We start from the raw sequence: 13,470 nt of genomic DNA, 5'->3' as shown, positions 1-13,470 counted from the left end.
CGGAACGGCGCATATAAAGCTTTCCTTATATGACCACCTAGCGGCGCGACCGGCGGAAGGCAACGGCCAACAGCAGCATCGCGGCCGCGACGAGCGCGGCGAGCGCGTTGCCGAGCTTCGCGAACAGCGTGGGCGCGAGCGGGCGCGGCAACGGCGCCTCGACCGTCCCGCGCGTGTTCCACGGGATCGACGCGACGACGCGGCCGTGCGCGTCGATGATCGCGGACACGCCGGTGGGTGTGGCGCGGAGCACTGGCAGGCCTTCCTCGATCGCGCGCATGCGGGCTTGCGCAAGGTTCTGCTCGGGGCCGGAGCGGCTGTACCAACTGTCGTTCGAAGGGTTGAAGATGAAGTCGGGGCGGTGCGCCGGATCAATCACGCTGCCCGAGAAGATGATCTCGTAGCAGATCTGGAACCCCGCCTTGCCAAAGCGCGGCAGAGCGAGCGTGCGCGGACCCGGACCGGGCGCGAAGTCGATATCACCCGGCACCAGCCGTGACAGGCCGATCGCCGACATCAACGGCCGCGCCGGCAGATATTCGCCCCACGGCACCAGATGCGCCTTGTCGTAGCGGCCGATCAGCCGCGCGTTCGCGTCGATCGCGAAGATCGAATTGCCGGCGCTGACGAGCTTCTCGGTTTTGTCGAATTCCAGCGCCTGTCCGCCGGTGAGCACCACGTCGTTCGGCCCGAGCGGGGCGGCGATGGCGGCGCGCACCTCGGCCGGATCGGCGAGGTAATTGTATTGCGGCGGATAGCCGTCCTCGACGTTGAAGCGCAACGCGCCCTCGGGCCACAGGATCAGCCGCGGGGCGGGGCCGGACGTGCCGCCGAGCGCCTGGAGCGCGCGCAGATTGGCGACCGGGTAATCGTCGCGCGGGCGCTGCTCCTGATCGAGATCGGGCTGGACGATGCGGACGCGGGGCGTGTTGGCGGGCGGCGCGACAGGCGTGATCGGCAGTTCGATGCCGCCGAGGGCGAGCAGCCCGAGCGCTCCGCTCGTTACTGTCGCCAGACGCCATCGCCGCATCGCGAGCAAGGTCAGCGCCCCCGCCGCGAGGAACGTGACGCCGGAGAGCGCATAGGTGCCGATGTACGCCAACAGCGCCGTCACGCCGGGCAGCGGCAGCCAGATCTCCGACAGCGGGTTCCACGGATAGCCGGTGAGCAGCGTGCCGCGCAGATATTCGGTGACGATCCAGGCGGCGGCGAACACCAGCACGTACCCTACGTCCGGCTCCGCGCGGCGGAAGCGCCACGCCGCCCCGGCCGCGAGCATCGGATAGATCGCGAGATACAGCGCGAGCAGGAACGGCGCTATTGGTCCCAGCCAGTGCGGCACCGCATCCTGATAGGAGAAGGCCTGCGCGATCCAGATGTTGCCGAAGGTGAAATGCGCCACGCCGAACAGCCAGCCGCGCCACAGCGCCGCGCGGATCGTCGGCGCGGCATGGACCAGCCACAGCCACGCGGCGAAACAGGCGAGCGTCACCGGCCACCAGCCCCAAGGCGCGAAGCCGAGCACCGCGAGACCGCCGAACAGCAGGCTGGGTAAGGCGGGGCGGCCCGTAATCACCGAAACGAACTTGTTGGCCACTCACCGTCCCACTTAACGTCATGCCGGACTCGTTCCGGCATCCACCGGGCCGCGAGAGCCTCGGCATGCGCGTATGCGGAACCGTGGACGCCGGAACAAGGCTCTCCTGAGCTTGTCGAAGGGTCCGGGGTGACGAAAGTCGTTCGTGGCGGTATCTCACGCCTATGCCGCGCCCATTCCATCTCGCCTTCCCCGTCCACGATCTCGCCGCTGCGCGCGCGTTTTACGGAGAGACGCTCGGCTGCGCGGAGGGGCGCAGCGCGGCGACCTGGATCGACTTCGACCTGTTCGGCCACCAGATCGTCGCGCATCTCGATCCCGCCGCACAGCCAGTCGCGGTCGCCAACCCGGTTGATGGCCATGACGTGCCGGTGCCGCATTTCGGCGTCGTACTGACGATGGCCGACTGGCAGGCGCTCGCCGACCCGGCTGCGCGCGGCGGGAACGCGCTTCGGCATCGAACCGCACATCCGTTTCGTCGGCCAACCTGGCGAGCAGGCGACGATGTTCTTTTGCGATCCCAGCGGCAACGCTTTGGAGTTCAAGGCGTTCGCCGACGATACGATGATCTTCGCGAAATAGCTTCCCGTTCGTCCCGAGCGAAATCGACGGAGATGGGTGGCACAGGTGTCTCGACTTCGCTCGACACGAACGGTTTAAGGGATTTCCAATGGCTGAGCCGATCACGGTAGATATCCCCCACAAACATACCCGCGCGATCGTGCGCGCGCGGCTGGAGGAGGGCCTTCAGAAGGCGAGCGCGATGCTGCCCGGCAGCTCGGTGGCCGAGCATCGCTGGGACGGCGATTCGCTCCACTTCACGCTCGTCGCGATGGGGCAGCGCGTGGCGAGCCGAGTCGATCTGTTCGACGATCACGTGCACGCGATCGTCGATCTGCCCCCGTTTCTGCGGCTGTTCGCCGACAAGATTCGCGCGAAACTCGCCAAGGAAGGGCCGAAGCTGCTCGCCTGACTCAACAAGAGGTTGAAAACCGCGAGCGGCGCGTGTAGGGCGCACGCCTTGCGGCGCGGGCCTTGCCTCGCGACGACCGATTTCTATTGATCCGGAGTCTGAGCGTTTTATGCAAATCATCGTTCGCGACAATAACGTCGACCAGGCGCTGCGCGCCCTGAAGAAGAAGCTGCAGCGCGAGGGCGTTTATCGCGAGATGAAGCTGCGCCGGCATTACGAAAAGCCCAGCGAAAAGCGTGCGCGCGAGCGCGCCGCCGCGATTCGCCGTGCTCGCAAGCTCGAGCGCAAGCGCCTGGAGCGTGACGGCGCCCGGTAATCGGGTGGCGGGCGCGGCGACGCGCCCGTCCGTCATATCGTAACGATCTGATTCGGCGCGCGCGCCGGTCTTTCCGGGAGGCTGCCCATGTCGATCACCGCCGTACCGATGAAGCCGATCCGCCGGAGCATTCTGGTCTATGTCTGGATCGGCGTCGCGCTGGCGCTGGTCGCGGCGGCGGCGCTCGCCATGCAGGCGCCCGCCGATCCGGTGACGAGCTTCCTCGCCAAGAACCGCCATGCCAAGGGCGTGGTGGAGACGGCGTCGGGCCTCCAGTACAAGGTGCTGTCGCCCGGCCAGGGCGATGCCAAGCCGACCGACGCCGATGTCGCGCTCGTCAATTACGAGGGCAAGCTGCTCGACGGCACGACCTTCGACAAGTCGCAGCAGCCGACGCCGATGCCCGTCACGGGCGTCGTGCCGGGCTTCAGCGAGGCGCTGAAGCTGATGACCAAGGGGTCGAAGTACCAGTTCTGGATCAAGCCGAGCCTCGGCTATGGCGATGAGGCCAAGGGTCCGATCCCTGCGCATTCTGTGCTGGCGTTCACGGTCGAGCTGCTTGATTTCATCCCCGAGGCGACGCTGCGCCAGATGCAGATGCAGCAGCAGATGCAAATGCAGCAGATGCAGCAGGGTGGCGGCGCGCCGGGTGCGGTGCCTCCCGCCGGTGGTGCGGCACCGGGTACGGTCCCGCCGGGGCAGTGATTCGCGGGAGGCGGCGTTTCGGCGCCGCTTCTCATCGATCGAGTATCAAGGCGCCCCGGTCTCGCGACCGGGGCGTTTTCTTATATGGGTACCCGTCAACCGTTCGTGTCGAGCGAAGTCGAGACACGTGCGTTATCCCCGGTTCCTCGACTTCGCTCGGAACGAACGGAGCGGGGTTATTGCAGCAGCTTGCCTGAGTCTTTCCAGCGATCGAGGATCTGCGAATCGCCGGGCCGAGCTTCCGCGGTGCGCGCTGGCGTGAGCAGCGTGCCGCTTTGCGCATAGGCCGGCTGGATCGTCGCGGGTGCAGTCTTCGCTACCACCGGCGCAGGCGCAGTGGCGGCGAGCGTGATCGCCGGCACCGGCAGCGCTTCGATGATGCGGGCATGCGGGCCGGGCACCGGCTCGCCGCCCGCGTAGATCTGGCGGAATGCGCCGGGGGTGCCCCACCAGCCCTGCCAGCGGTGGAAGAAATGCGCGCCGATCGCCGCCGTCATCACGAGATGGCGGTTCCACGCGGGGGTGACCGCATAGGTGTGGTAATGCGTCGCCAGCCCGACCGGCGCATAGACATAGCCGCCGAGCGCCGCCGCCGCCACGCGCAGCGCGCGCAGCCAGGAGGCGCGGGCTGGCTGGCCGCGCGTCATCGCACCATCGCAGGCGAAGCTGAACTGGCAGCCGCTATGCTCTGACCCCTGATAGACCACGCCGCACACCGTCGCGGGGAAAGCCGGGTGGCGAACGCGGTTCAGGATCACCTGTGCGACCGCTTGCTGGCCGGCGTCGGGCTCGGTCGCGGCCTCGTAATAGATCGCCGTCGTCAGGCAATCGAGCGCGCGGCCGCGATCGAGCGCGCTCGCGCGGCGCATGTCGAACGGTGCGGCGGGGTGGATCGAGCCGTCGGCGGTCGCGAACGACGCGGCCTCGGGCGGGAGCGGCAGATCGGGCAGGGCGATCGTGCCGGTCGTGCCCCTGGCTGGGGCGGCGAGCGCGGCGGCGGCACTGTCGTCTCCGGCGTAGAGCAGCGCCGCGCCGGGAAAATGCTCCTGGGCCTCATAACCGGACGCGATCGTCGTGACCGGCGCCGCTCTCGCGGCTTGCTCCTCGATCGCGCGATACGCCGCATGCGCCGACACCCCCGCGCAGACCAGCAACGCCAGCCCGGCGACGTGAAGCGCCGTCAGCGCGCGATCGGGTCGCGATTCGGGGCCGGGCGGGGAGGGCATGCGCCCGCGCATAACCGATCGCGGCCGGCGTCGCTCTTGGCTTTTCGAGCGTGTCTCGCGATGGAACAGGTGAGGGTTACGGTAAGGTTCGGCGAAAATCAGCCGTCGCCCCGGCGCAGGCCGGGGCCGCCATGTTTGGGGCGACCGCGCGGCCACATCACGAAGCGGCCCCGGCCTGCGCCGGGGCGACGGTCATTTGAGGCTCGCCTTGCCCAGATCGAGCGTATCCGCCGGGATCACCTCGACCTGCGGATACGCCTTCTTCAGCGCATCGAGGAACAGCTTGGCGTCGCCGACCACGACGATGCTCGCGCGCGCCGGGTCGATCACGGCCTTCGCCGCCGCGCTCACCGCCGCCGGATCGACCGCGGTCACCGCCGGGATGTAGCGCTTGAGCTCGTCGAGCGGCACGCCTTCCAGCACATATTGGCCGAGCACGGCCGCGATGCCGCCGGTGGTCTCGCTCGCACGGCCGAACCCGCCGATCAGCACCGCCTTGCGCGTCTCCAGTTCGGCCGCCGGCACCGGCTCGCTGCCGAGCCGCTTCATCTGCTCGATCATGATTGCGACCGTGTCGGGCGCGGTCGGATTCTTGGTCTGGGTGCGTGCCGAGAGCGTGCCGGGGCCGCGATGCGCGGTGAGCGAACTGCTCGCGCCATAGGCCAGCCCGCGCTTGATGCGGATCTCGGCATTGAGCCGCGACGAATAGCCGCCACCCAGCACTGCATTGGCGACGCTCGCCGGGTAATAGGCCGGGTCGCTGCGGGCGATGCCCGGCCGCGCCACGACGACGCCGGCCTGCCCGGCATCGGGCATGTCGACGACGATCACACGCGGCGCCGGATAGGTGCTCGCCACCGGCGCGGCGGGTGTGGGCGCGGCGGGCACCGACCAGCGCGCGAAATTGGCTTCGGCGAGCGTCTTCGCCCGCGCCGAGGTGATATCGCCGACGAGGATCAGCGTTGCCTGATCGGGGCGCCATGCCTTGGCATAGGCCGTGCGGATTTCGCTTTGGGTGATCGCCTTGAGCGAGGTGGGTGTGCCGGAGAGCGGATGGCCATACGGCGCGTCGCCGAACACCGCGCGCGCGGCGACCAGCCCGGAAAGCTGGCCGGGGTCCTTGAGCGTCACCGTCACCCCGTCGAGCGCCTGCGCGCGGGCGCGTTCGATCTCCTCGGACGCGAACACCGGATGCTGCGCCACGTCGGCGAGGATCGCGAGCGCGGGGGCGGCCTGATCCGACTTGATCGTGACATCGACATCCGATCCGTCCCAGCCCGCCTCGCTCGAGATCGAGCCGCCGAGCGCCTCGATCTCGCGGGCGATCTGCGTTGCCGAGCGCGTCGTCGTGCCCTTGGTCATCACCTCGGCGGTGAGGTCGGCCAAGCCAGCACGGGTGGCGGGATCATCGGCGCCGCCGCCGGTCGTCACCAGCGCAGCGCTGAGCAGCGGCAGTTCGTGGCGCTCGACCACCACCACACGCAGGCCGTTGGTGAGGCGGAATTCGTTGGGGCTGGGGATCGCGGCGGTGACGGGCGCACCGGGCTTGGGCGGCGCGATCCGGTCAGCCTCGCTGGCCAACACGGGCGTGTCGATGTGCGCGGGCGCGGTCAGCGGCGCGACCTGGACGGTATCAGCGATCGCGATCGTGTCGCCCTTGCCGCCGGCCGGCGCGGCTTCGGGCGGCAGATAGGTGATCGCCGCCGAACGCGCGTCGCGCAGATATTTGCGGGCGACGCGCTGCACGTCGGCGGCGGTGACCTTGGCGATCTCGGCGAGCTGACGGTCGGAGGTGCGCGGATCGCCGTCGATGATCGCCGACATGGCGAGCGCGCGGCCCTTGCCCTCGGCGGTTTCGCGGCCGAGCAGCGCCGACGTGAGGATCTGGTTCTTGGCTTCGGTCAGTTCCGCAGCGCTGACCGGCGTGTCGCGCAGCCGCGCGACTTCGGCGCGAAGTGCCGCCTCGCCCGCCGAGGCGGGCTTGCCGCTCGCCATTGCCGCGAACAGGATGAGGTTGCCCGGACCCTGCTTGGTATCGACATAGCTCTGCGCCTGCGCGGCGAGCTGATCGCGATAGACCAAAGTCTCGTACAGCCGCGAACTCTCGCCCATCGACAGCACCGCGTTGAGCACAGTCAGCGCCGGATTGTCGGGGTCTTTGTCGGCGGGGACGGGATAGGAAATCAGCACCGCCGGCAGCGGCGTGTTGGGCTCATAGACGGTGTAATGCGTCGCCGTGGTCCGCTCGGGCTCGGCGACGGCGACGCGCGGGATGGGGGTGGTCGGGCGCTTGATGCCGGCGAAATATTGATCGACCCAGCTATCGAGCTGCTTGGGATCGAAATTGCCCGACACCACCAGCACGGCATTGTCGGGCCGGTAATAGACCGCGTGGAAGGCGCGGACATCGTCGATGCTGGCGCTGTCGAGATTGGCGATGCTGCCGATCGTCGAGCGCGCATAGGGATGGCGGCTGTACGACACCGCCGAGGCATAAGCTGAGAACAGCTTGCCATAGGGTCGGGCGAAATCGCCGCGCAATTCCTCCTTCACCACGTCGCGTTCGGAGGCGAAGCCGGCGGGATCGACGACCAGGCTCGCCATCCGGTCGGCTTCGGCGAACAGCAGCCGCTGGAGGTGGTTGGCGGGAACGGTCTCGTGATATTCGGTGTAATCGTCGCTGGTCGAGGCGTTGTTGTTGCCGCCGACATCCTCGGTCAGCCGGTCGAACGTCTCGGGCGGCAGGTTGCGCGTCGCCTTGAACATTAAATGTTCGAACAGATGCGCGAACCCCGAGCGCCCGGCGGGATCATCCTTCGAGCCGACATCGTACCAGACCTGAACCGACACGTTCGAGGTGCCGGTGTCGCGGATCGCGTACACCTTGAGGCCATTGGGCAAGGTGCGCTCGGTGAAGTCGAGCGGCTTGAGCGCCGCGACCGGGGCCTTGGCGGCTGCCCCTGGCGATTGCGCCTGCACGGTGAGCGGGAGCAGGGCGGCGCCCATCAGCAGGGCGGCACGGAACAGGCGCATCAACATCTCCGGAGAACAGGGATGCGCTACCTGTCGCCGCGCGGCGGGCGCTGTCAATGTCCCTAAGACCTCACCCGCCGGGGGGAGGTGGCGCGCGAAGCGTGCCGGAGGAGGCAGAGGCGCGACGATTGCGGGGGGAACCGCATCCTCCCCATCCGTCGCCTTCGGCGCCACCTTCCGCTGGCGGGGAAGGATGCTGGCTTATTTCTTACGGCTGCCGTTCACGTAGAGGAACGCGGCGGCGAGCGCGGCCGAACCCACGCCGATCGCGATCGGCACGACCGGCCAGCTCTGGCGATTATAGACGGTTGGATCGGCGGCGGCCTCGCGCACGCGCTTCGCGTCTCGCGCGGCGGCGGCGATTTCGTTGATCTCGTCGGTCATGTCACCCTCTCTTTGTGTCGGCCATAGTCCGATCGGAATCGATCCGCGAACGCAGTCAGCGTGCCCGTTGTGATTGCGCCCCGCAGATCGGCCATCAACGCCTGGTAGAAGTAAAGGTTGTGCTCGGTCATCAGCATAGCGCCGAGAATTTCGCCAGCGCGGACGAGATGATGGATGTACGCGCGGGTCCAGGTTGAGCACACCGGACAGGCGCATGCGGGATCGAGCGGGGCTTGATCCTCCGCGAACTTGGCGTTGCGCAGGTTGATCGGGCCTTCGCGGGTGAACGCCTGGCCGGTGCGGCCCGAGCGCGTCGGCAGCACGCAATCGAACATGTCGATGCCGCGTTCGACCGCGCCGACGATATCGTCGGGCTTGCCGACGCCCATCAGATAGCGCGGTTTGTCAGCGGGAAGCTGGCCGGGCGCGAAATCGAGGCAGCCGAACATCGCCTCCTGCCCCTCGCCGACCGCAAGCCCGCCGACCGCATAGCCGTCGAAGCCGATGTCGATCAGCGCGGCGGCGCTGTCACCGCGCAGCGTCTGGTCGAGCGCGCCCTGCTGGATGCCGAAGATCGCCGCGTTCTCGGCATGCGCGCCGCCGCCGTCGAACGCGTCGCGGCTGCGCTTCGCCCAGCGCATCGAGCGCGCCATCGCGGCGGCCTGCACCTCCGGGGTGGAGGTGGTCGGCACCAGCTCGTCGAACGCCATCACGATGTCTGAGCCGAGCAGCCGCTGGATCTCGATCGACCGCTCCGGGCTGAGCGTGTGGCGCGTGCCGTCGAGATGGCTCTTGAAGGTGACGCCGTTCTCGTCGCGCTTGGTGAGATCGGAGAGGCTCATCACCTGATAGCCGCCCGAATCGGTGAGGATCGGCCGGTTCCAGCCCATGAAATCGTGTAGCCCGCCCAGCCGCGCGACGCGTTCCGCACCGGGGCGGAGCATCAGGTGATAGGTGTTGCCAAGGATGATGTCGGCGCCGGCCGCGCGCACGTCGGCGGGCTTCATCGCCTTAACCGTCGCGGCGGTGCCGACCGGCATGAAGGCCGGGGTGCGGATCTCGCCGCGCCGCATCTGGAGGGTGCCGGTGCGCGCCTTGCCGTCGGTGGCGCTGATGGTGAACTCGAAACGCGGGGCCGTCATCGGCGGGGTGGTAGCGCGGATCGGGCCGGTTGGGAACCATCAGACTCTGCCCTCCCTGGGGGAGAGGGGCGGGTTCAATCCACCCAGTCGAGCCCCATGTCGCGGTACACCTCGCGCTCGTCGTCCCAGCCGGGGCGCACCTTGACGTGGAGGTAGAGATGCACCGGCCGGCCCATGATGCCGCTCAGTTCGGTGCGGGCGCGCGCGCCGATCTCCTTGATGCGGGCGCCGCCCTTGCCGAGCACGATCGCGCGTTGCGTCGGGCGCTCGACCAGGATTTGCTGGTGGATCTCGACCGATCCGTCCTCGCGCTCCTTATACTGTTCGGTCTCCACCGCGCTTGCATAAGGCAGCTCGGCGTGGAGCTGGAGGTAGAGCTGCTCGCGCGTCACCTCGGCGGCGAGCGCGCGCTCGGTCGCGTCGGAGACCTGATCCTCGGGATAGTGCCACGGCCCCGCCGGCATCGCCTTGGCGAGATGCGCCTTGAATTCGGCCAGGCCATCGCCCGTCGCGGCGCTGACGAAGAAGGTCTCGGCGAACGGCGCGAGGCCGTTGAGCCGCTCGGCATGGAGCAGCAGCTTGGCCTTGTCGGCGAGATCGACCTTGTTGAGGATCAGATATTTGGGTTCGGGTCGGCCGGCGATCGCCTCGGCGATCTCGGTCACCTTGTCCTTGAGGCCGCCCTTGGCATCGACCACCAAGGCGAGGATGTCCGCGCCCTCGGTGCCGCCCCACGCCGCCTGAACCATCGCGCGATCGAGCCGGCGCTTGGGTTCGAAGATGCCGGGTGTGTCGACCAGCAGGATCTGCGCGTCACCCTCGATCGCGACGCCCATCAGCCGCGTGCGCGTGGTCTGCGCCTTGGGGCTGACGATCGCGACCTTCTGCCCGACCAGCGCGTTGACGAGCGTGGACTTGCCCGCATTGGGCGCGCCGAGCACGGCGACGAGGCCGCAGGATTGATCGGTCATGAATGTACTTTCTGGTATGTTCCGCCCCGATACCACAACCATTCGTGTCGAGCGAAGTCGAGACACCTGCGCTGCAGTCCGGCCCCTCGACTTCGCTCGGGGCGAACGGCGTGAGGGGCGGGCGCTTACTTCGGCGACGCCAGCGTCACGATCGAAACCCCCGGCGTCAGCGGCACCCGCCCGACGAGGTGGCGTTCGAGCCGGAACACCGTTTCGAACACGCTGTTGACCAGCTTGGGCGGCGGCGAGTCGTCGCTGTCGTCCTTGCCGGTCAGCCGCCCGGCGATCCGCGAGGCGGCGGCGAGCGGGAACAGCAGCGAGTTGAAATAGCCGAGCTTTCGCGCCTTCAGCCCCGCCGCGCCGATCGCTTTGGCGAGGCTCGCCTTCGAATAGCGGCGGTGGTGATGGTTGACGGTGTCGTGCGCGCTCCACATCCATTGGTGCGCGGGCACGGTGATGAGGATCTTGCCGCCGGGCTTGAGGCACTGCGCCATCGCCTTCAACGCCGCGACATCGTCCTCGATATGCTCGACCACGTCGAGCACCGCGATCAGATCATAGGCGCCGCGCTCGACCCCGGTGAGCGCGGGCAGGGGCGCCGCGCCGACCGGCTTGCCGAGCCGCTGGCTGGCGATCTCGCGCGCGGCGGGATCGATCTCGATCGCCTCGACGGTGCCGAACTGCGCGAGCATCGGAAGATTGTGCCCGGTGCCGCAGCCGATCTCGAGGATGCGCGCATCCTTGGGGAGATTGCCTTCGCGCGCGAGGAAGTCGGCGAGGATGTCGCGCCGCGCACGATACCACCAGTGGGTCGAGTCATGCGCCGCCATGCGGTCGTAAACGATGCGGTCCATTATCCGAATACCAGCCAGCGATTGAGGATGAAGGTGAAGATCGTCGCCAGCGCGACCGCTGGCAGCAGCGGCACCCAGGCGGGATAGCCGAGCAGCGCGGTGCCGATCCAGGTGATGATCGCGTTGAGCGCCATGCCCGATGCCTGCACGAGCACGAACTTGGCCTGCTGCGTGCCGCCGCCCTCGCGCGTGCCGTGGTCCTTGAAGCTCCAGCGGCTGTGCAGGAAATAGCCCGCCGTCACCGCCACAGCGAAGGCGAACGGCACCGCATAGACGGCATGATGCCGCGTGAACACGTAGAGCGTGAGCGGCAGATAGACCGCCGAATAGATCAAGGTCGAGACGCCACCGGCGATGCCGAAGCGGATCAACTGGCCGAGCATGCCGCTCGATCGCATGTTTCCCACTCGCCTTGCCAATGTCATGTCGTTCACTTGCCCTTTGCGCCGCGCCTAGTAGAGCGCGCCGACACACGTGGAAAGCTTTTTGCATGGTTAGCGCGCAGCCCAAGGATTTGCTCGACCGGTACTGGGTGCGGCTCACGCTGATCGCCTGGGTGGTGATCGCGGCGTGGTTCCTGCGCGATCGCTGGGCGCAGATGCATTTCCTGTCGCTGCCCGACACCGACGACAACATGCGGCTGATGCAGGTGCGCGCGCTGCTGAACGGGCAGGGCTGGTACGATCTGCGCCAGTATCGGATGAACCCGCCGGGCGGGTTCAACATGCACTGGAGCCGCGTCGTCGATCTGCCGATCGCGGGGCTGATTCTGCTGCTCCGCCCGTTCTGCGGCCCCGCCTGGGCGGAGCGGCTGGCGTGCGGGGTGGCGCCGCTGCTGCCGCTCAGCATCGCGATGCTCGGGCTGGTGGCGACGGTGCGGCGGCTGGTCAGCCCGATCGCCTGGCCGCTCGCGATCGCGTTCCTGCTGTGCTGCTCCGCGACGATGCTGATGTTCATGCCCGAGCGGATCGACCATCACGGCTGGCAACTCGCGATGCTGAGCCTGACGGTGGCGGGGCTGTCCGATCCGATGCGCGCGCGCGGCGGGCTGATCGTCGGACTGGCGAGCGCGCTGTCGCTGACGATCGGGCTGGAAATGCTGCCGTTCTGCGCCGGGGCCGGGGCGATCATCGCATTGTGCTGGGTGTGGGACCGCGCCGACGCGCCGCGGATGAGCACCTATGCGCTGTGTCTCGCGGGCGGGTGCGCGCTCGGCTATGCCGGTTTCGCATCCTATGCCAACAGCGTGCTCCGCTGCGACGCGCTGACGCCGGTGTGGCTGAGCGTGATGGTGGTCGCGGGCGCATTGCTGTTCCTGCTCGCGCGGATCAACCCTGAGACCCGCACGCTGCGGCTGGTGCTGGCGGTGGCGGCGGGGCTGGCGATCGTCGCCGGCTTCGCGCTTGTGTTTCCGCAATGCCTCGGCCGCCCCGAACAGGTTTCGCCCGAACTGGCGCGGACCTGGCTCGCCAATGTGCGCGAGGCCAAGCCGATCTACCAGCATCCGCTGCGCACCGCGATTCCCGTGGTCACGTTGCCGATCATCGGGGTGATCGGCGCCGCGATCGCGACCTGGCGGGCGCGCCGCCGGCCCGCGTTCGTCGGCTGGATGACGGTGCTGCTGTTCACGACGATGGCCGCGCTGTTGCTGCTGTGGCAGGCCCGCGCGGGGCCGGGCGCGCAGATGCTCGCGGTGCCCGGCGCGGTGGCGCTCGCCTGGCTGGTGTTGCCGCATCTGCTCGGCAGCCGCTGGCTGGCGGTGCGCGTGGCGGGCACGGTGGTGGCGTTCCTGATCGTGTCGGGGTTATTCGCGGGCTATGTGATCCAATATCTGCCGTTCGCCCGCCCGAGCGCGCGCGTGACCACGGTTATGCGCGCGAGCGGATCGTGCAACACCAACGGCGCGCTGCGCCCGCTCGATCGCTATCCGGCGGCGACGATCTTCACCTTCGTCGATCTCGGGCCGCGGCTCATCACGCTGACGCATCACAATGCGGTGGCGGGGCCTTATCACCGCAACGGCGACGCGATCCTCGACGTGCAGCACGCCTTCACGCGCAGCCCGGCCGAATTCCGCGCGATCGCCAAACGGCATGGCGCGACGTTGCTGCTGGTGTGCCCGAACATGGCCGAATCGACCGTGTACCGCGCGCACCATCCCGGCGGGTTCTACGACCAGCTCGCGCATGGCAAGGTGCCGGCGTGGCTCGAGCAACTGCCGCTGCCGGCGAAATCGCCGCTGCGGTTGTGGCGGATACGGTATTGAGGG

The 13,470-nt window shown here is 68.4% G+C and carries 12 protein-coding genes and 1 pseudogene; 5 read left to right on the top strand and 8 right to left on the bottom strand.

The genetic code is table 11. The features are described from left to right. Window positions 1-37: 37 nt before the first annotated feature. Window positions 38-1,573, bottom strand: coding sequence for an apolipoprotein N-acyltransferase (lnt, locus tag PX554_RS02045; protein WP_275498952.1), 1,536 nt, complete (start codon window positions 1,571-1,573; stop codon window positions 38-40). A 188-nt stretch (window positions 1,574-1,761) separates the two neighbouring features. Between lnt and PX554_RS02040 the strand changes: the two are divergent. From PX554_RS02040 to PX554_RS02025, 4 genes and pseudogenes are all read left to right on the top strand, one after another. Next, window positions 1,762-2,179 (top strand): annotated as a pseudogene (locus tag PX554_RS02040) (VOC family protein). A gap of 88 nt (window positions 2,180-2,267) precedes the next feature. After that, window positions 2,268-2,570 (top strand): polyhydroxyalkanoic acid system family protein, encoded by a 303-nt coding sequence (locus tag PX554_RS02035; RefSeq protein WP_275498528.1) that lies wholly within the window; start codon window positions 2,268-2,270, stop codon window positions 2,568-2,570. A gap of 109 nt (window positions 2,571-2,679) precedes the next feature. Next, window positions 2,680-2,886: a 30S ribosomal protein S21 gene (gene rpsU / locus PX554_RS02030; RefSeq protein ID WP_069203433.1), complete on the top strand. Its 207-nt coding sequence runs from the start codon at window positions 2,680-2,682 to the stop codon at window positions 2,884-2,886. 87 nt (window positions 2,887-2,973) lie between these two features. Further along, complete coding sequence (locus PX554_RS02025; protein ID WP_275498520.1) at window positions 2,974-3,591, top strand: FKBP-type peptidyl-prolyl cis-trans isomerase; 618 nt, start codon at window positions 2,974-2,976, stop codon at window positions 3,589-3,591. 176 nt (window positions 3,592-3,767) lie between these two features. Here PX554_RS02025 and PX554_RS02020 read toward each other — a convergent pair whose 3' ends face one another. The 7 genes from PX554_RS02020 to PX554_RS01990 form a co-directional block, all read right to left on the bottom strand. Further along, window positions 3,768-4,817: a cell wall hydrolase gene (locus tag PX554_RS02020; RefSeq protein ID WP_275498518.1), complete on the bottom strand. Its 1,050-nt coding sequence runs from the start codon at window positions 4,815-4,817 to the stop codon at window positions 3,768-3,770. 192 nt (window positions 4,818-5,009) lie between these two features. Continuing rightward, window positions 5,010-7,850: a M16 family metallopeptidase gene (locus PX554_RS02015; RefSeq protein ID WP_275498515.1), complete on the bottom strand. Its 2,841-nt coding sequence runs from the start codon at window positions 7,848-7,850 to the stop codon at window positions 5,010-5,012. 201 nt (window positions 7,851-8,051) lie between these two features. After that, entirely contained in the window at window positions 8,052-8,234 is a 183-nt protein-coding gene (locus tag PX554_RS02010) for a hypothetical protein (protein ID WP_093225167.1), read from the bottom strand. Further along, window positions 8,231-9,376: a tRNA guanosine(34) transglycosylase Tgt gene (tgt, locus tag PX554_RS02005; protein ID WP_275498511.1), complete on the bottom strand. Its 1,146-nt coding sequence runs from the start codon at window positions 9,374-9,376 to the stop codon at window positions 8,231-8,233. The genes PX554_RS02010 and tgt overlap by 4 nt, the downstream gene beginning before the upstream one ends. Before the next feature lie 74 nt (window positions 9,377-9,450). After that, the gene (gene era / locus PX554_RS02000; protein ID WP_275498508.1) at window positions 9,451-10,347 is read right to left on the bottom strand and encodes a GTPase Era; all 897 of its coding nucleotides are present in this window, start codon (window positions 10,345-10,347) and stop codon (window positions 9,451-9,453) included. Between the two features lie 125 nt (window positions 10,348-10,472). Beyond that, the gene (locus tag PX554_RS01995; RefSeq protein ID WP_275498506.1) at window positions 10,473-11,201 is read right to left on the bottom strand and encodes a class I SAM-dependent methyltransferase; all 729 of its coding nucleotides are present in this window, start codon (window positions 11,199-11,201) and stop codon (window positions 10,473-10,475) included. Beyond that, window positions 11,201-11,599 (bottom strand): GtrA family protein, encoded by a 399-nt coding sequence (locus tag PX554_RS01990; protein WP_256326270.1) that lies wholly within the window; start codon window positions 11,597-11,599, stop codon window positions 11,201-11,203. Before PX554_RS01990 ends, PX554_RS01995 begins: the two co-directional genes overlap by 1 nt. A 92-nt stretch (window positions 11,600-11,691) precedes the next feature. Here PX554_RS01990 and PX554_RS01985 point away from each other — a divergent pair, with 92 nt between their 5' ends. Then, entirely contained in the window at window positions 11,692-13,467 is a 1,776-nt protein-coding gene (locus tag PX554_RS01985) for an AcrB/AcrD/AcrF family protein (RefSeq protein ID WP_275498504.1), read from the top strand. The last annotated feature ends 3 nt before the right edge of the window (window positions 13,468-13,470 follow it).

This window comes from Sphingomonas pollutisoli (genome assembly GCF_029167165.1).
Classification (GTDB): Bacteria; Pseudomonadota; Alphaproteobacteria; order Sphingomonadales; family Sphingomonadaceae; genus Sphingomonas; species Sphingomonas pollutisoli.
The sequence above is the reverse complement of the archived record's forward strand: the minus strand, read 5'-3'. Positions and strand labels throughout refer to the sequence as shown.